We start from the raw sequence: 16891 nt of genomic DNA, 5'->3' as shown, positions 1-16891 counted from the left end.
GCGTCAGGCCTCGACCGGCTCCGCGTCGGCGGCGGGGAGGGCCTTGACCGACTCCAGCAGCAGCTGGGCGACGTCCACGACCTTCAGGTGCTCCTTGGCGGCGCCCTCGTTCTTCTTGCCGTTGACCGAGTCGGAGAGCATCACCAGGCAGAACGGGCAGGCGGTGGAGACGATGTCCGGGTTGAGGGACAGCGCCTCGTCCACGCGCTCGTTGTTGATCCGCTTGCCGATCCGCTCCTCCATCCACATCCGCGCGCCGCCGGCGCCGCAGCAGAAGCCGCGCTCCTTGTGGCGGTGCATCTCCTCGTTGCGCAGGCCGGGCACCTTGCCGATGATCTCGCGCGGCGGGGTGTAGACCTTGTTGTGCCGACCGAGGTAGCACGGGTCGTGGTAAGTGATCAGGCCTTCCACCGGGTTGACCGGCAGCAGCTTGCCCTCGTCGATCAGGTGCTGCAGCAGCTGGGTGTGGTGGATGACCTCGAAGTGGCCGCCGAGCTGCGGGTACTCGTTGGCGATGGTGTTGAAGCAGTGCGGGCAGGTGGCGACGATCCGCTTGGTCGGCGCGTCCTCCAGCGCGGCGTTCAGGGTCTCGACGTTCTGCGCGCCGAGCATCTGGAACAGGAACTCGTTGCCCAGGCGGCGCGGGGAGTCACCGGTGCAGGTCTCCTCCTTGCCGAGGATCGCGAACTTGACGCCCGCGGTGTGCAGCAGCTCGGCGAAGGCCTTGGTGGTCTTCTTCGCCCGGTCCTCCAGGGCGCCGGCGCAGCCGACCCAGTACAGGTACTCGACCTCGGCGGGGTCGATGTCCTCGCCGATCACCGGCACCTCGATGCCGGTCTCCTTCTTCAGCTCCTTGACCCAGTCCAGGCGCGCCTTGGTGGCCAGGCCCCACGGGTTGCCCTTGTTCTCCAGGTTCTTGAGCATCGTCCCGGCCTCGGTCGGGAAGTTGCTCTCGATCATCACCTGGTAGCGGCGCATGTCGACGATGTGGTCGATGTGCTCGATGTCGACCGGGCACTGCTCGACGCAGGCGCCGCAGGTGGTGCAGGACCACAGCACGTCCGGGTCGATGACGCCGCCCTCTTCGGCGGTGCCGATCAGCGGGCGCTCGGCCTCGGCGAGGGCCTCGGCCGGCACCCCGGCGAGCTGCTCGCTCGACGCCTTCTCCTCGCCCTCCATGTCCTTGCCGCCACCGGCCAGCAGGTACGGGGCCTTGGCGAAGGCGTGCTCGCGCAGGCTCATGATCAGCAGCTTGGGCGACAGCGGCTTGCCGGTGTTCCAGGCGGGGCACTGCGACTGGCAGCGGCCGCACTCGGTGCAGGTGGAGAAGTCGAGGATGCCCTTCCAGGAGAAGTGCTCGACCTGCGAGACGCCGAACACCGCGTCGTCGGCCGGGTCCTCGAAGTCGATCGGGGCGCCGTTGCTGGTCATCGGGCGCAGGGCGCCCAGCGCGGTGCCGCCGTCCTCCTCGCGCTTGAAGTAGATGTTGAAGAAGCCCAGGAAGCGGTGCCAGGCGACACCCATCGACGGGTTGATGCCGATGGTGGTGGCCCACGCGAACGAGATGACGATCTTCAGCATCGCGAACAGGTAGATCAGGTTGACCAGGGTGCCGTGGGCGGTGCCCTCGAACGCGGCGACGATCGGGTACGAGATCAGGTACGTCGGGTCGTAGGAGGTGACGCCTTCGAGGGCGCCCTCCAGGCCGCGCAGCATCATGATGCAGATGCCGATGCCGAGGATCGTGTACTCGACGTAGAACGCCTGCCAGGCGATCGAGCCGGCGAACCGGGACTTGCGGCCGGACCGGGACGGCAGGCTGAGCAGCCGGATCACGATCAGGACGGCGATGCCCAGGGTCGTCAGCGTGCCGATCAGCTCGACGAAGATGTTCCAGATCAGCCAGTGGCCGATGATCGGCAGCGCGAACTCGGCGTCGAAGAGCTGACCGAACGCGTTGACCAGGGTGAGGATCAGCGAGAAGAAGCCGACCGCGACGAACCAGTGGGCGACGCCGACCACGCCCCAGCGGTTCATCCGGGTGTGGCCGAGGAACTCCTTGGCCACGGTGGCAACGCGCTGCGCGGGCTGCCCGAATCGGGTGCTGTCGGCAGAGCCGGTGCGCACCACCTTGTAGATGTACAGCGCCGCCCGGGCGGCGAGCGCGGTGCCGATCACAAAGGTGACCAGCGAGATGACGATCGCTGCTAGCTGCATCGGCTCTCCGTCTCCAGCGGCTATGGTCCGAGTCCTACCCGGAGTGTACTGGTCGGTAACTTTCCGGGTCGACGGGCCGGACATTACCGCGCGTTAACACCCACCCAGAAGATGTTCAAGGTATGGCGGCAGTCACTATGCCCGGACTCACCCGTCCGGAGCACACCGAAAACCCACGTCGGACGGCTCGCGACATAAGCGCTCAGTAAAGTTGAGCGACAAGGACTCAAAGCTGTTGACGCTTCCGCGTCGGTCGTGCATCCTTGAGCCTGTACTGCTCAACTTCTCCCCGGAGGTATTCACGATGGCACGCGCGGTCGGCATCGACCTCGGTACGACGAACTCCGTCGTCAGTGTTCTTGAGGGCGGTGAGCCCACGGTCATCACCAACGCCGAGGGCGCTCGGACCACGCCGTCCGTCGTCGCCTTCGCCAAGAACGGCGAGGTGCTCGTCGGCGAGGTCGCCAAGCGCCAGGCGGTCACCAACGTCGACCGGACCATCCGTTCGGTCAAGCGCCACATGGGCACCGACTGGAAGATCGGCATCGACGGCAAGGACTTCACGCCGCAGCAGATCTCCGCCTTCGTCCTGCAGAAGCTCAAGCGGGACGCCGAGGCCTACCTGGGCGAGACGGTCACCGACGCCGTCATCACCGTCCCGGCCTACTTCAACGACTCCGAGCGCCAGGCCACCAAGGAGGCCGGCGAGATCGCGGGCCTCAACGTCCTGCGCATCGTCAACGAGCCGACCGCCGCCGCCCTGGCCTACGGCCTGGACAAGGACGACCAGACCATCCTGGTCTTCGACCTCGGTGGCGGTACCTTCGACGTCTCCCTGCTGGAGATCGGCGACGGCGTGGTCGAGGTCAAGGCCACCAACGGCGACAACCACCTCGGCGGTGACGACTGGGACCAGCGCGTCGTCGACCACCTGGTGAAGGTCTTCCAGTCCGGCCACGGCGTCGACCTGTCCAAGGACAAGATGGCCGTCCAGCGTCTGCGCGAGGCTGCCGAGAAGGCCAAGATCGAGCTGTCCTCCTCCTCGGAGACCTCGATCAACCTGCCCTACATCACGGCCTCCGCCGAGGGCCCGCTGCACCTGGACGAGAAGCTCACCCGCTCGCAGTTCCAGCAGCTCACCGCCGACCTGCTGGACCGCTGCAAGGTCCCGTTCCACAACGTCATCAAGGACGCCGGCATCCAGCTGTCCGAGATCGACCACGTGGTCCTGGTCGGTGGCTCGACCCGCATGCCGGCCGTCGCCGAGCTCGTCAAGGAGCTGACCGGCGGCAAGGACGCCAACAAGGGCGTCAACCCGGACGAGGTCGTCGCCATCGGCGCGTCCCTGCAGGCCGGTGTGCTGAAGGGCGAGGTCAAGGACGTCCTGCTGCTCGACGTCACCCCGCTGTCCCTGGGCATCGAGACCAAGGGCGGCATCATGACGAAGCTGATCGAGCGCAACACCACGATCCCGACCAAGCGCTCCGAGATCTTCACCACCGCCGAGGACAACCAGCCCTCCGTGCAGATCCAGGTCTACCAGGGCGAGCGCGAGATCGCGGCGTACAACAAGAAGCTCGGCATGTTCGAGCTGACCGGCCTGCCGCCGGCCCCCCGCGGCCTGCCGCAGATCGAGGTCACCTTCGACATCGACGCCAACGGCATCATGCACGTGGCCGCGAAGGACCTCGGCACCGGCAAGGAGCAGAAGATGACCGTCACCGGCGGCTCCTCGCTGCCGAAGGACGAGGTCAACCGCATGCGCGAGGAGGCCGAGCGCTACGCGGAGGAGGACCACAAGCGCCGCGAGGCCGTGGAGACCCGCAACCAGGGCGAGCAGCTCGTCTACTCGACCGAGAAGTTCATCGCCGACAACGCCGACAAGCTCCCGGCCGACGTCAAGACCGAGGTCGAGACCGCCATCGGCGAGCTCAAGGAAGCCCTCAAGGGCGAGGACATGGCGGCCATCCGCACCGCCACCGAGAAGGTCTCCACCACCGCCCAGAAGCTCGGCGCGGCGCTGTACGCGCAGGCCGACGGCGCGGGTGCGGCCACCGGTGCGGCCGGTGCCGGCGAGGCCGGCGCCAAGGACGACGACGTGGTCGACGCCGAGATCGTCGACGACGAGAAGCCCAAGGGCGGTGCGGCATGACGGAGAAGCCGCAGGGCGAACAGCCCGGCGACGACTCCGCCGCCGAGGAAGCCGTGCTGAAGGCCGCCGAAGAGGCTGTCGCAGGCGCGGGTGCCGACGAGCTGGCCGCCGCCAAGCGCGAGGCCGGCGAGCGCACCGCCGACCTGCAGCGTCTCCAGGCCGAGTACCAGAACTACCGCAAGCGGGTCGAGCGCGACCGGGCCACCGTCCGGGAGATCGCGGTCTCCAACATCGTGGAATCGCTGATCCCGGTGCTGGACGACATCGGCCGGGCCCGTGAGCACGGCGAGGTGACGGGCGGCTTCAAGTCCGTCGCCGAGTCGCTGGAGACGGTCGTCGCCAAGCTCGGGCTGCAGCAGTTCGGCAAGGAGGGCGAGCCCTTCGACCCGACCATCCACGAGGCGCTGATGCACAGCTACTCGTCGGACGTCACGGAGGACACCTGCGTGCAGATCCTCCAGCCCGGGTACCGGATCGGCGAGCGGATCATCCGCCCGGCGATGGTCGCGGTCGCGGAGCCCCAGCCGGGCGCCCAGACCACCGGCGAACCGGACGGCGACAAGGCTGACGGCTCGTCCGACAGCTGAGTAGGGTCCCCGTGCGCTGCGGAGTCGTACGTCGTCCAGTACGGCGGCCGGCTCCGCAGCGCCGTATCCCGGCTCTTTCGCAACAGCACTCTTCACCAACAGACTTCAGAACTACGGGAGGTGGCGGTCAAAGGCCATGAGCGCTAAGGACTACGTGGAGAAGGACTACTACAAGGTCCTCGGCGTGCCCAAGGACGCCACCGCCGCCGAGATCAAGAAGACGTACCGCAAGCTGGCGCGCGAGTTCCATCCGGACGCCAACAAGGGCGATGCCAAGGCCGAGGAGCGGTTCAAGGACATCTCCGAGGCGTACGACGTGCTCTCCGACGAGAAGCGTCGCAAGGAGTACGACGAGGCGCGCTCGCTGTTCGCCGGCGGCGGCTTCCGGCCCGGCGGGGCGGGCGGCGCCGGCGGCTTCGACTTCGGCGACCTGTTCAACGGCGGGGGCGGCGGAAGCGGCGGGCTCGGCGACGTGTTCGGCGGCCTGTTCAACCGCGGCGGCCGGCAGACCGCGCAGCCGCGCCGCGGCGCGGATGTCGAGACCGAGGTCACCCTCAACTTCGAGGAGGCCGTGGACGGCGCGACGGTGCCGCTGCGGATGACCTCCCAGGCCGCCTGCCGGGCCTGTGCCGGCACCGGCGCCAAGACCGGCACCACCCCCCGGGTCTGCCCGACCTGCGTCGGCGCGGGCACCGTCAGCCGCGGCCAGGGCGCCTTCGCGCTCTCCGAGCCGTGCCGGGACTGCAAGGGCCGCGGCATGATCGTCGACGACCCGTGCACCGTCTGCCACGGCAGCGGCCGGGCCTCCTCGGCCCGCACCATGCAGGTCCGCATCCCGGCCGGTGTGCAGGACAGCCAGCGCATCCGGCTCAAGGGCAAGGGCGCCCAGGGCGAGCGCGGCGGCCAGCCCGGCGACCTGTACGTCACCGTGCACGTCGACCCGCACCCGGTGTTCGGACGCAAGGGTGACAACCTCACCGTGACGGTGCCGGTCAGCTTCCCCGAGGCCGCGCTCGGCGGCACCATCGAGGTGCCGACCCTGAACGGCCCGGCCGTGAAGCTCAAGCTGCCCCCGGGCAGCGCCAACGGCCTGACCATGCGGGCCCGCGGCAAGGGCGCCACCCGCAAGGACGGCACCCGTGGCGATCTGCTGGTCACCGTCGAGGTCGCCGTGCCCAAAGTGGTCAGCGGAGACGCCCTGAGCGCACTGGAGCAGTACCGCGAGGCCACCGCCTCGGACGACCCGCGAGCCGCCCTGTTCAAGGCGGCAGAGGGAGCGTGAGACCCCGATGAGTCCCCACCCCGACAGCCCGCACGGCAACGAGGGCCGGATCGGCTCCGGCATCGGCGAGGGCCTGCCCGGCGGCGGCGGCCGCACCCGCCCCGCCGGCCCGCCGACGTACGTCCTCACCGAGGACACCCCGGTCTACGTGATCTCGGTCGCCGCCGAACTCTCCGGCCTGCACCCGCAGACGCTGCGCCAGTACGACCGGCTCGGCCTGGTCTGCCCCGACCGCACCGCCGGGCGCGGCCGCCGCTACTCCGCGCGCGACATCCAGCAGCTGCGCGAGGTCCAGCGGCTCTCCCAGGACGAGGGCATCAACCTGGCGGGCATCAAGCGGATCATCGAACTGGAGAACCAGGTCGCTGCCCTGCAGTCCAGGGTCTCCGAGCTGGTCGACGCCCTGGAGGGCGCCGCCGCCACGCTCCAGCAGCGGGAGGCCGCCGTGCACGCCTCCTACCGCCGTGACCTGGTGCCCTACCAGCAGGTCCAGCAGTCCAGCGCACTGGTGGTCTGGCGCCCCAAGCGCTGACCCGACCCGACCAGGAACCGTCGACATTCCTTCCCACCGGGGGGTGTCGGCGGTTTCGGTGTGCTGTCAGAGTCTTGATGAGGACAGGCTTCCGACCCGTATCGATCCGTAATTCGGGGGAACCGAGCGCCCTTCGCTCTATGATGCGGGCCGGAAGACGCCCCCGAACTGCCAGAAGCCCCCAGCTCAGGCGAGGAGTCATGGACATGAGTACTGAGCAGAGGAGCAGTGCCGGCGCCCCGGCCCTGTCACCGGAGGCCAGGTCCCTCTACGTCCGCGCCGTGCAGACCGGAGGCCGACTGACCGAGTGCGAAGCCGACGCCTTGTCGTCCGATCAAATCGACGGCCCCTTGCAGGAGTTGCTCGCTCTCGGTCTGCTCCAGTCGGAGGTGGGACCCTCCGGCACCTACGCCGTGAAGGATCCCCAACAACTGGCGGAATCACTGGCGCTGGAGTTCCAACGGGAAGCCGGCGAAATACTCCGGCGCTCGGTCTCGCTCCACCACACCCTGCAGGACCTGCACCGGGAATATCAGACCTACGTCAGCCACCCGGTGTCCGGAGGTTCCATCGCCTACGTCCAGGGTCGCGGAAACATCAACCAGCAGCTGGCGACGACCATGGCCAACGGCTCGGAGGAAATGCTCACCGCGCAACCCGGCGGCGGCCGCGGGGAGGACGCGCTGAAAATTGCGATCGCCCGCGATCTGAAATTCGTGGAACGCGGCGGCACGATCCGGACGATCTATCAGCCCAGCGCCCGCTATTCGAACCCGACGGTCAGTTACGTCCAGGCGGTCACCCAGGAAGGATGCCAGGTCAGGACGCTCGACGAGGCCTTCACCAAGCTCATCGTGATCGATCGCAAAGTCGCCGTCATCACCGTGGGGGACGAGCAGAACCGCGATCGGGCGGCGTTCATCCGGGACGAGTCCGTCATCGACTACATCGTCGGGGTGTTCAACAGCCAATGGGAACGGGCGATTCCGTTCACCGGCGACCACGGGATTCCACCCCAGGTGGTCACGAGAATGCGCCGGCAGATCGTACGGATGCTGCTGGAAGGGATCGCGCACCGAACGATCGCCAGACGTCTGGGCCTCAGTGAACGAACGCTGGCCCGACACATCGCCGAAATGCGCGAGGAGTACGGGGTCGACACGCTTTTCCAACTGGGCTGGAAACTGGCGCAAACGGAGGGGCCGACAGCCTAGACGCCGACGGCCCCTCCGTCCCACGCTTCAGGGCTCTACCAGTAGCTGTCGAAGGAGACCACCTGGCTGGGGGTCTGGGACGCAAACCAGTGAGAGTCCGCACTCGCCGGGCCGGCTCCGAGGAACACGGTGATGCCCAGGAGGAGCGTCGAGATCAGGATACGGCGGGCCTTCAGCACAAAATCACCCCTTTCGGACAAATCCATAGCGAGCATCGTCCCCCGATCGATGTTCGCATCAATTGGCACCATATGATTACTCATCAACCGCCCCGCCGTCACCTACCGGGGTTGGCAGACTCCCCCCGGGCCATGAAATGTGCATGTCGGCGCTTAGAAGTCCGGATGATGGATAGAGGTGTCATCTATCCGCCAGGCAGTCAGATGCCACCATGCGCCAGTGGACTCCCTGACGCTCGGAGATGGACGATCAGCTAGTCGTAGCCAAAGCGGCATGATCAGCGAGTTCCACGTCGGCCCGCTCGACCCCGAAGTGCGGCAGTCTTCGGGCCTGTACCGCGTCCACCGGACAGGATCATCCGGGCCGAGCCGGCCGAATCACCACACCCGGAGTCGACATGAGTGAGCCCCACCTGCAGTACCAGGCCTCTGAGGGGCGGCGCGCACGGGTCTTCCTCGCCGCGCCCCTGATGCGGCTGACCGGGCCGGCGGACAGCGTGGTGACGCTGGCCAGCCGCACCAGACTGACCACGCTGCGGAGCACGCTGCTGCGCAGCGGAGCCGCGGTGTACAGCGCCCACCACAGCGACGCGTGGACGGTGGCCGGTCGGGCGCCGGAGCAGCGGGTGCCCTCGGACTTCCGGGCGATGCAGAGCGCGGACCTGGTGTTCGCGTACGTCGGCGCCCCGCTGTCGGCCGGCGTGAGCCTGGAGCTGGGCTGGGCCTCGGCGCTGCGCAAGCCGATCGTGATGCTGGTGGACGAGGCGATCACCCACAACCCGCTGATCGCCACCATCGAGCAGGTCTCCCCCGTGCTGCCGCTGGTGTTCGACGACACCTGGTCGCAGGAGGCGCTGCACCACACCGTGGAGACCGCGCTGGACTGGGCCGGCATGGCGCTGTCGCTGCGCAGCGGCTTCTGGACCGCGCCGGGCGAGCAGTTCCCGCGGCCGCGCCGCGAGCACACCGGCCCCTACGGCTTCTGGTCCCCCGAGATCGCCACCGGCTGACCTGCCGTCAGCCCGCCGCCGCGGGGTCCTCGGATCCCCGCATCTGCCAGCCGAGTTGGAACAGGGTCTCCGCGTCGTGCAGCTCGCGGAGCCGGGAGATGTGGCCCGCCACGGTCCGTTCGGACAGGCCGAGGCGGGTGGCGATCGAACGCTGCGTCAGCCCTTGGGCGAGCAGCCGGCCGACCTGCTCGTGGACCGGGACGACGCTCTCGCCCTCGCGGTCGGCCGAGCGCCAGCGGACCCGCTCGGCCCGCTCCCAGTCCCGTTCGAAGGCGGCGACCAGGAACGAGACCACTGCCGGGTCCTCGACCACCGCGGCGCTGGAGTTGTCCGCCGACGCCGGGACGACGGCGATCCGGCGGTCGAAGATGGTCATCCGGCTGAACGGCTCGCTCAGCGTCCGGAACCGGCCGCCCCAGCCGGTGACGGCCTCGGCCCAGCGGACCGTGGTCTCGTCGAGCAGCGCGGCGGGCTCGTAGACCGTGTGCAGCACGGCGCCGCCGCTCAGGAAGCAGCGGACCCGCTCCAGGGAGTCGGCCTGGTGGTCGCCCGGGAACACCCCGCCGGGCTGCAGGGCCAGCACCTCCTCCGCCGCCTCGTTCTCCAGCTGCCGCACCCGCTCCCGGATCCGGTCGGTCCGGTCGACGTGCTGGACCACGCTGGAGCGGTCCGCGCGGCGCGGGGTGGCGTCGTAGGCGTGGGTGAGGTCCTCCAGCAGGACGGGCATCTCCTCGGCGCGCAGCAGCATCCGGGTGCCCTCGGCGCGGAGGTCGGCGCTGATCCGGTCGCCGACGGTGCGCGGGTTGACGGCCGTCAGCGACTGGTCGGCCCCGTCGTGCGCCAGCAGGCCGAGCTCCAGCAGTCGCAGCACGCCCGCCGGGTCCTGTTCCACCGCCTCGCGGAAGTCCACCCGGCCGCCCTGGTCCAGGATCCGCTGGTAGAGCCGTCGTTCGGACTCGGTCGGCAGGGCGGCTCCGGTCGACTCGCTCACTGGTCCCACTCCTTCCGGGCCGCCCCGGGACGGCGCCCGGGCGGTCGGTTCCGATCGGTCATTCCGGCGCTCCGCGCAGCTGCCAGCCGAGCTGGAACAGGGTCTCCGCATCGTAGAGCTCGCGCAGCCGGGCGATGTGGGCGGCCACCGTCCGCTCGGACAGGCCGAGCCGGGAGGCGATGGCGCGCTGGGTGAGGCCCTGGGCGAGCAGGGCGCCGACCTCCTTGGGGACGCCGGTGCCGCGCGGGCGGCCGGCCAGCGCGTGCCAGTCGATCCGGGTGGCGCGCGCCCAGTCCCGCTCGAACAGGTCGATCAGGGTGGCCAGCACGGCGGGGTCCTCGACGAAGGCGGCCTGGTTGTTGTCCGGCGAGGCGGTGATGATCGCGATCCGCCGGTCGAAGATCAGCATCCGCCGGAACGGCTCGTCCAGGACCCGGATCCGCTCGCCGCCGGACGCGAGCGTGGCCGCGTAGTCGACGGTGGGCGGGTCGGCGAGCGCGCCCGGCTGGTAGAGGGTGCGGATGCCGATGCCGCGGGCGAGGAACGCCAGCGAGCGCTTCAGGGCCTGCTGCATCTGGCCGACCGGGCGGGCGCCGCCGGGCTGGGCGGCCAGGGTCTCCTCGTGCATCTCGGACTCGAGCTGGGTGATCCGGTGCCGGATCTGCAGCCGGTCGTGCACCCGCTCCACCGCGTGCGCCCGGTCGGGGCGGCGCGGGGCCTGGTCGTAGGCGTGCACCAGGTCCTCCAGCTGAGCCGAGGCCCGCTGCGAGCGCGCCAGCTTGCGGATGGCCGCGTCGCGCAGGTCGGCGCTCAGCCGGTCGGCCACCGAGCGGGGGTTGACGGCGCTCAGCGACTCGTCGACGTCGTGGTGGATCAGCAGGCCGAGTTCGATCAGCCGGAGGGTGGCGGCGGCGTTCTGCTGCATCGCCTCACGGAACATCACCCGCCCGCCCTGCTCCATCACTTGGCGGTACAGCGCCCGCTCGCTCTCGTCCGGCAGTCGGTCCTTCACCGGGCGCCGTCCCGCATCAGCCAGCCGAGCTGGAACAGCGTCTCGGCGTCGTAGCGCTCGCGCAGCCGGGCGATGTGGGCGGCGACGGTGCGTTCGGACAGGCCGAGCCGGGAGGCGACGGCGCGCTGGGTGAGGCCGGTGGCGAGCAGTTCGCCGACCCGGCGGGGGGTCTCCGGGATCTGCCGGCCCGTCAGGTCGTGCCAGGGGACCCGGACGGCGCGGGCCCAGTCGCGCCGGAACACGGCGACCAGGTGGTCGACCACGGCGCGGTCCTCGATGAACGCGGCGGCGAGGGTCTCGGTGGACGCGGAGATCACCGCCACCCGCCGGTCGAAGACCATCATCCGGGCGAAGGGCTCGTCCAGGACCCGCAGGCGGACGCCCCAGTCGGTGGCGTCGGAGGCGTAGGCGACGGTGTGCGGGGTGTGCCGGGTGAGCGGCTGGTAGAGGACGTCGACGACGGCGCCGCGGGCCAGCGCCCTGCGCAGCCGGGAGTTGTCCTCCAGGTACTCGGCGGCGCGCGGGCCGGGCTGGGCGGCCAGGGCCTCCTCGTGGTAGCCGGCCTCGATCTGCAGCAGCCGCTGCCGGATCTGCTGGACGCTGGTCAGGTGGGCGATCCCGGCGCCCGGTTCGGTGCGCCGCTGCGCCGCGTCGTAGGACTCGGCCAGTTCGTCGAAGTCGGCCGCCGTCCGTTCGGCCCGGGCGAGCAGGCCGGTGGCGTGCTCGCGCAGGGCGGTGCCGAGCCGGTTGCCGATCGTGCGCGGGTTGACGGCCGTCACCCAGCCGCCGACCAGGTAGTGCTCCAGCAGTCCCAGTTCCAGCAGCCGGGCGGCCGCGGCGGCGTCCTGTTCCATCGCCTCGCGCAGCGAGACCCGGCCGGCCCGCAGGACGGCGAGGTAGAGCGCCTTCTCGGCCTCGGTCGGGGGGACGGCGTCCGGCTCAGTCACGGTCCTCGCCTCCGCGCATCAGCCAGCCGAGCTGGAACAGGGTGTCGGCGCCGTGCTGTTCGCGCAGTCGGGAGATGTGGCCGGCCACGGTGCGCTCGGACAGGCCGAGGCGGGTGGCGACGGCGCGCTGGGTGAGGCCCTGGGCGAGCAGCCGGCCGACCCGGTCGGCGGCGGTGCGGGCGGGGGCGGTGTCGAGCAGCAGGTCCCAGCGGACGCGTTCGGCCCGGGCCCAGTCGCGTTCGAAGCCGGCCACGATCGTCGCGACGGTGGCGGGGTCGAGGATCAGCGCGGCCCGGCTGTGGTCCTCCGCGGCGGGGACGACGGCGGCGGTGCGGTCGAAGACCAGGGCGCGCTGGAACGGCTCGTCGAGCAGCCGGACCTCGCCGCCGGCCTCGGTGAGGGCGGCGGCGTAGCGGATCGCGGAGGGTTCGGCGAGCACGCCGGGCCGGTACAGGGTGCGGATCCGGCAGCCGCGCCGCAGCATCGGGAGCTCCTGGTGGAGCGAGGTCTCCAGGACGCTGGGGAGGAGCTCGCCGGGCTGGGCGGTGAGGGTCTCCTCGCAGCAGTCGGCGGCGAGCTGGGCGATCCGCCGGCGGACCTGCTCGCGGCCGATCACCTGGACGTCGCAGACGGCGGGTTCGATCGGGTGGCGGACGTTCTCGTAGGCGGTGATCAGCGGGTCGAGGCGGCCGGGCAGGCATTCGGCGCGGTTGAGCAGGCGGGCGGCCTCGGTGTTCATCTCGGTGCCGAGGCTCTCGGCCACCAGCCGCGGGTCGACGGCCAGGTAGGCGCCGTCCAGGCCGTCGGAGATCAGCAGGCCGGTGCGGAGCAGTTCGGCGAGCGCGGGCCGCTGCGGGTCGGCGATCCGCTCGGTGGCGATCCGGCCGCCGGCGTCGAGGATCTCCAGGTAGAGGCACTGGGCGAGGTCGCCGACCGGTGTGGGCGCGGGGTCAGCCACGTCCGCCGCCTCTCATCAACCAGCCGAGCTGGAACAGGGTCTGGGCGTTGTGCAGTTCGCGCAGCCGGGAGATGTGGCCGGCCACGGTGCGTTCGGACAGGCCGAGGCGGGTGGCGACGGCGCGCTGGGTGAGGCCCTGGGCGAGCAGCCGGCCGACCCGGTGGGTGGCGGTGCGGGTGAGGGTGCGGCCGTCGAGGCTGTTCCAGTGGACGTGGTCGGCTCGGGCCCAGTCGCGTTCGAAGCCGGCCACCAGGTAGGCGATGGCGGCGGGGTCCTCGACGAATGCGGCGCGGCTGTGGTCGTCGGCGGCGGGGATCACGGCGATCCGCCGGTCGATGACGATCATGCGCAGGAACGGCTCGTCCAGGACGCGCAGTTGGGCGCCCTGCTCGGCCATCGCGGTGGCGTGCCGGACGGCGCTGTCCTCGGTGAGCGCGACCGGCTGGTAGAGGGTGCGCATGGTGCCGCCCCGGCGGAGCATCAACTGGTCCTGGGTGTGGGCGAGTTCGAGGACGGCGGGCGGGCGCAGGCCGGGCTGGGCGCTGAGCAGTTCGAGCCGGCAGTCGGAGACCAGCTGGGCGATCCGCAGCCGGATGCTCTCCTGGCCGTCCACGTAGACCGCCTGCCGGGCCCGGTCGGCGGGCCGGGGAACGGCGTCGTAGGCGCGGGCGAGCGGGTCGAGGGCGGCGGGCAGCCGGTCGGCGTCGAGCAGCAGCCGGGTGGCCCGGGCCCGCAGGTCGGTGCCGAGGCGTTCGGCGACGGCGCGCGGGCTGACCGCGACGTAGCAGCCGTCGGCCCGGTTGGGCAGCACCAGCCCGACGGCCACCAGCTGGGCCAGCAGGGCCCGTTGGCGTTCGGGGGCGAAGTCGGAGCCGGGCAGCGCCGGGTCCTCCAGCGGGACGCGACCGCCGGCGGTCAGGATGGCCAGGTACAGCCGGGCGGCGTCGTCCTCGGGCAGTGTGTCGTCCGGGTCGGACGTCGGGTGGTCCGCAGCCACGTCGAGCTCTCCCTGCCGTGTTCCTCCGCTTGCGGATGATGATCTCAGCAGGGCGGTCCGGCTCGACGGCGGGAGCCCCCGCGGGACGGGCGGTCCCTCCGGGGCGGATGCCGGGCACCCGGCCCCGGAGGACCCGCTCGTGTCACGCCAAGCGTCAAGGCGCTTCGGCGAGGCGGAGCAGCAACGCCTCACCGATACCCGTCCGTCGGCCATCACCACACATGGCGTCCGGACCGGTGCTCTTCCCCCCGTAGCGCAGATACGAACGCACCTGTCGCCCCCACGCGAAGAGCAAGTCGCCGACCGGGCTGCGGCGGCCCGGGACGACTTGGCGTGACTACACCCTCACAGTGCGGGGAACGTCGAACAAGTGGTCTCAGGCTGCAGGTTCCCGCAAGTGCAGGAACCTGCAACAAACCACTCGATCGAGTGACCGGAATCCTGAATCCCGCAGCATTTCCCCCCTCTCCGAACAGGCATTCGGTACCCGCCGGGCCGGTCGCCCAAGCGGTGGCGTCATGGGCCGCCGAAATGTCACTGCCGGATCCGAGAATTCGGCGAATCTTTTCCGAATCCGCCGATCCGGAATCGCCCGCGCCGAGTCGCCGCCCCCGATCCGCGGCCGGCGCGCTCCCCCGCCGCTACAGCAGCCGCCCGGCCCGCAGTCCCGCCAGGGTGCGGCCCGCGGCCACCGCCCAGGCGGTGAACAGCAGCAGCCACAGTGCGACGGCCAGCCCGGTGAAGCCGCCGAACCCGGTGTGCCGGGCCAGCGCGGCCGTGCCGGTGACCAGCGTGCCGACCGGGAAGGTGAACGCCCACCAGGTCATCGCGAACGGCATCCCGGCGCGCAGCGCCCGCAGGTTGGCGACCAGCGCCACGGCCAGCCAGAGCAGCGCGAAGCCCATCACCGCGACCCCGTACACCTCGGCCAGGCCGCGGGCCACCGCCGCCCCCTGCTCCCCGGCGGCCGGCAGCGCGAGCGGCACCGCGTCGGCGAACTGGTGGACGGCGGTGGTGGACTGGCCGAGCGGGCCCAGCACCAGGAACAGCGACGGGGTGAGCACCACCGCGGGCAGCTTGCTGTGCACCAGCCCGCCGAACACCACCGGCAGCAGCACCAGGGTGGCCAGCAGGCTGGCCCCGAACATCGCCACGCACCCGTACAGCAGCGCCTGCCGGGCCACCCCCTCCGGCAGGTGCGGCACCAGCGCGGGGCCGAGCGCGGCGGCCACCATCGGGGCGACCACCGGCAGCAGCCAGGTCGGGTTGGCCTCCAGCGCGGACAGCCGGTGCCGGGTGATCATCAGGTACGGCAGCCCGGCGGCCACCGCCACCGCGTACAGCGTCCCGGCGCCCCACAGCAGCACGTCCAGCGCCAGGCCGGCCGGCTCGCCGACCACCGGCCCGCCGACTGCGAGCGCGCCGTAGCCGACGGCCAGCAGCGCCATCGGCGGGCAGCCGTAGAACACCGCGGCGGACGGGTCCTCCAGCAGGGTCCGGCGGGCCTGCTCGCGGTGGCGCACCAGGTGCACGGCGCGGGCCGCCAGCAGGACGGCCAGCAGCAGCAGCGACAGCGTCCACACCGCCTCGGCCAGGGCGAGCCGGCCCGGCAGGTCGATCGGCAGCGCGGCGGCGGCGTTGCCGGTGATCGCGGTGCCCATCACGGCGGCGTACCAGTTCGGTCCGAGCCGGGAGAGTGCGGGCGAGCCGGCGGTGTGCGGGCGGGTCTGCGGCGCGAGGAGGGTTGCCATGGCACCCACCGTCCTCCCGCCCGCGGGAAGGCGGTAGCGAGGCCTCCGCTATGAGGACATAGCCTGAGCCTATGGCTCTCTCTCCGCACGTCCCCGAACTCGGCGCCCTGGAGCTGCTGCTCGCGGTGGCCCGGCTGGGCAGCGTCGGACGGGCCGCGGCCGAACTCGGCGTCAGCCAGCCCGCCGCCAGCGCCCGGATCAAGGGCATGGAGCGGCAGATCGGGGTGGCTCTGCTGGAGCGCTCCCCGCGCGGCTCCCGGCCCACCGAGGCGGGCCGGCTGGTGGTCGAGTGGGCCCGGCAGGTGGTGGAGGCCGCCCAGGCACTGGACGCCGGGATCGACGCGCTGCGCGAACGCCGGGACGCCCGGCTGCGGGTGGTGGCCAGCCTGACCGTCGCCGAGTACCTGATGCCCGGCTGGCTGCTCGCGCTGAACGAGGCCAGCCCCGGCACGGCCGTCACGCTGCGCACCGCGAACTCGGCGGACGTCGCGGCCCGGGTGCTGGCCGGCGAGGCCGACCTCGGGTTCGTCGAGGGCACCTCCACCCCGCCCGGCCTGTCCGGCGTGGTGGTCGCCGCGGACCGGCTGGTGGTGGTGGTCTCCCCCGAGCACCGCTGGGCCCGCCGCCGCACCCCCGTCACCGGCCCCGAGCTGGCCGCCACCCCGCTGGTGCTGCGCGAGGTCGGCTCCGGGACGCGGGAGGTGCTGGAGGAGGCGCTCGCGCCGTACGGCGGGCCGGCCGCGCCCCGGCTGGAGCTGGCCTCCTCGACGGCGCTGAAGGCCGCGGCGATGACCGGTGCGGGCCCGGTCTGCCTGAGCGAACTGGCGGTCACCGAGGAGCTGGCCACCCGCCGGCTGGTCGCCGTCCCGCTGGCCGGCCTGGACCTGCAGCGGCCGCTGCGCGCGGTCTGGCCGGCCGGTCAGCGCCCGGCCGGACCGGCCCGGCTGCTGCTCGGGCTGACCCGCGGGCCGAACCCCGGGCACCCTTCCAAAAAAAGTTGAGCGGAATAGACTCAACTTAGTGCATGCTGTAGTCAGCAGACTTGAGCTGTCCCGAAGACGA

14 protein-coding genes are annotated in these 16891 nt (G+C 71.3%); 7 read left to right on the top strand and 7 right to left on the bottom strand.

Annotation, left to right across the window (positions count from 1 at the left end):
- Nucleotides 1-3: 3 nt before the first annotated feature.
- Nucleotides 4-2217, bottom strand: coding sequence for a (Fe-S)-binding protein (locus ACI1MP_RS19745; RefSeq protein WP_380343040.1), 2214 nt, complete (start codon nt 2215-2217; stop codon nt 4-6).
- 304 nt (nt 2218-2521) lie between these two features.
- On the opposite strand from ACI1MP_RS19745, the gene dnaK reads away from it, so the two are divergent.
- The 6 genes from dnaK to ACI1MP_RS19715 all read left to right on the top strand — a co-directional run bounded on the left by dnaK (nt 2522) and on the right by ACI1MP_RS19715 (nt 9173).
- Nucleotides 2522-4369: a molecular chaperone DnaK gene (gene dnaK, locus ACI1MP_RS19740; protein WP_043915278.1), complete on the top strand. Its 1848-nt coding sequence runs from the start codon at nt 2522-2524 to the stop codon at nt 4367-4369.
- Nucleotides 4366-4956: a nucleotide exchange factor GrpE gene (gene grpE, locus ACI1MP_RS19735; protein ID WP_100589136.1), complete on the top strand. Its 591-nt coding sequence runs from the start codon at nt 4366-4368 to the stop codon at nt 4954-4956. The genes dnaK and grpE overlap by 4 nt, the downstream gene beginning before the upstream one ends.
- Before the next feature lie 136 nt (nt 4957-5092).
- Nucleotides 5093-6238 (top strand): molecular chaperone DnaJ, encoded by a 1146-nt coding sequence (dnaJ, locus tag ACI1MP_RS19730; protein ID WP_387995492.1) that lies wholly within the window; start codon nt 5093-5095, stop codon nt 6236-6238.
- A 7-nt stretch (nt 6239-6245) separates the two neighbouring features.
- Nucleotides 6246-6770, top strand: coding sequence for a heat shock protein transcriptional repressor HspR (locus ACI1MP_RS19725; RefSeq protein WP_229848544.1), 525 nt, complete (start codon nt 6246-6248; stop codon nt 6768-6770).
- 206 nt (nt 6771-6976) lie between these two features.
- A complete protein-coding gene (locus ACI1MP_RS19720; protein WP_380343046.1) occupies nt 6977-7984 on the top strand; it encodes a helix-turn-helix domain-containing protein in 1008 nt (335 codons plus the stop codon).
- Between the two features lie 577 nt (nt 7985-8561).
- Entirely contained in the window at nt 8562-9173 is a 612-nt protein-coding gene (locus ACI1MP_RS19715; protein ID WP_043915284.1) for a hypothetical protein, read from the top strand.
- 7 nt (nt 9174-9180) lie between these two features.
- Here the strand turns inward: ACI1MP_RS19715 and ACI1MP_RS19710 are convergent, their stop codons facing one another.
- The 6 genes from ACI1MP_RS19710 to ACI1MP_RS19685 all read right to left on the bottom strand — a co-directional run bounded on the left by ACI1MP_RS19710 (nt 9181) and on the right by ACI1MP_RS19685 (nt 15829).
- On the bottom strand, nt 9181-10164 hold the full coding sequence (locus tag ACI1MP_RS19710) for a LuxR C-terminal-related transcriptional regulator (RefSeq protein WP_404869131.1): 984 nt from the start codon (nt 10162-10164) through the stop codon (nt 9181-9183).
- Nucleotides 10165-10222: 58 nt separating this feature from the next.
- The gene (locus ACI1MP_RS19705; protein WP_380343055.1) at nt 10223-11176 is read right to left on the bottom strand and encodes a LuxR C-terminal-related transcriptional regulator; all 954 of its coding nucleotides are present in this window, start codon (nt 11174-11176) and stop codon (nt 10223-10225) included.
- Entirely contained in the window at nt 11173-12123 is a 951-nt protein-coding gene (locus tag ACI1MP_RS19700) for a LuxR C-terminal-related transcriptional regulator (protein ID WP_387995497.1), read from the bottom strand. Before ACI1MP_RS19700 ends, ACI1MP_RS19705 begins: the two co-directional genes overlap by 4 nt.
- Nucleotides 12116-13081: a helix-turn-helix domain-containing protein gene (locus tag ACI1MP_RS19695; RefSeq protein WP_404869130.1), complete on the bottom strand. Its 966-nt coding sequence runs from the start codon at nt 13079-13081 to the stop codon at nt 12116-12118. Before ACI1MP_RS19695 ends, ACI1MP_RS19700 begins: the two co-directional genes overlap by 8 nt.
- Entirely contained in the window at nt 13074-14078 is a 1005-nt protein-coding gene (locus ACI1MP_RS19690; RefSeq protein ID WP_100589131.1) for a LuxR family transcriptional regulator, read from the bottom strand. The genes ACI1MP_RS19695 and ACI1MP_RS19690 overlap by 8 nt, the downstream gene beginning before the upstream one ends.
- A 641-nt stretch (nt 14079-14719) precedes the next feature.
- Complete coding sequence (locus ACI1MP_RS19685; protein WP_404869129.1) at nt 14720-15829, bottom strand: TDT family transporter; 1110 nt, start codon at nt 15827-15829, stop codon at nt 14720-14722.
- A 71-nt stretch (nt 15830-15900) separates the two neighbouring features.
- Between ACI1MP_RS19685 and ACI1MP_RS19680 the strand changes: the two genes are divergently transcribed.
- A complete protein-coding gene (locus ACI1MP_RS19680) occupies nt 15901-16830 on the top strand; it encodes a LysR family transcriptional regulator (RefSeq protein ID WP_380343067.1) in 930 nt (309 codons plus the stop codon).
- The last annotated feature ends 61 nt before the right edge of the window (nt 16831-16891 follow it).

It is taken from the genome of Kitasatospora griseola, assembly GCF_044999035.1.
In the GTDB taxonomy this organism is placed as follows: domain Bacteria; phylum Actinomycetota; class Actinomycetes; order Streptomycetales; family Streptomycetaceae; genus Kitasatospora; species Kitasatospora griseola.
The sequence above is the reverse complement of the archived record's forward strand: the minus strand, read 5'-3'. Positions and strand labels throughout refer to the sequence as shown.

Coding starts and splice junctions, on each gene's coding strand:
- ACI1MP_RS19745 (WP_380343040.1), bottom strand. CDS start 2,217: ATGCAGCTAGCAGCGATCGTCATCTCGCTGGTCACCTTTGTGATCGGC.
- ACI1MP_RS19725 (WP_229848544.1), top strand. CDS start 6,246: ATGAGTCCCCACCCCGACAGCCCGCACGGCAACGAGGGCCGGATCGGC.
- dnaJ (WP_387995492.1), top strand. CDS start 5,093: ATGAGCGCTAAGGACTACGTGGAGAAGGACTACTACAAGGTCCTCGGC.
- grpE (WP_100589136.1), top strand. CDS start 4,366: ATGACGGAGAAGCCGCAGGGCGAACAGCCCGGCGACGACTCCGCCGCC.
- dnaK (WP_043915278.1), top strand. CDS start 2,522: ATGGCACGCGCGGTCGGCATCGACCTCGGTACGACGAACTCCGTCGTC.
- ACI1MP_RS19685 (WP_404869129.1), bottom strand. CDS start 15,829: ATGGCAACCCTCCTCGCGCCGCAGACCCGCCCGCACACCGCCGGCTCG.
- ACI1MP_RS19680 (WP_380343067.1), top strand. CDS start 15,901: ATGGCTCTCTCTCCGCACGTCCCCGAACTCGGCGCCCTGGAGCTGCTG.
- ACI1MP_RS19720 (WP_380343046.1), top strand. CDS start 6,977: ATGAGTACTGAGCAGAGGAGCAGTGCCGGCGCCCCGGCCCTGTCACCG.
- ACI1MP_RS19715 (WP_043915284.1), top strand. CDS start 8,562: ATGAGTGAGCCCCACCTGCAGTACCAGGCCTCTGAGGGGCGGCGCGCA.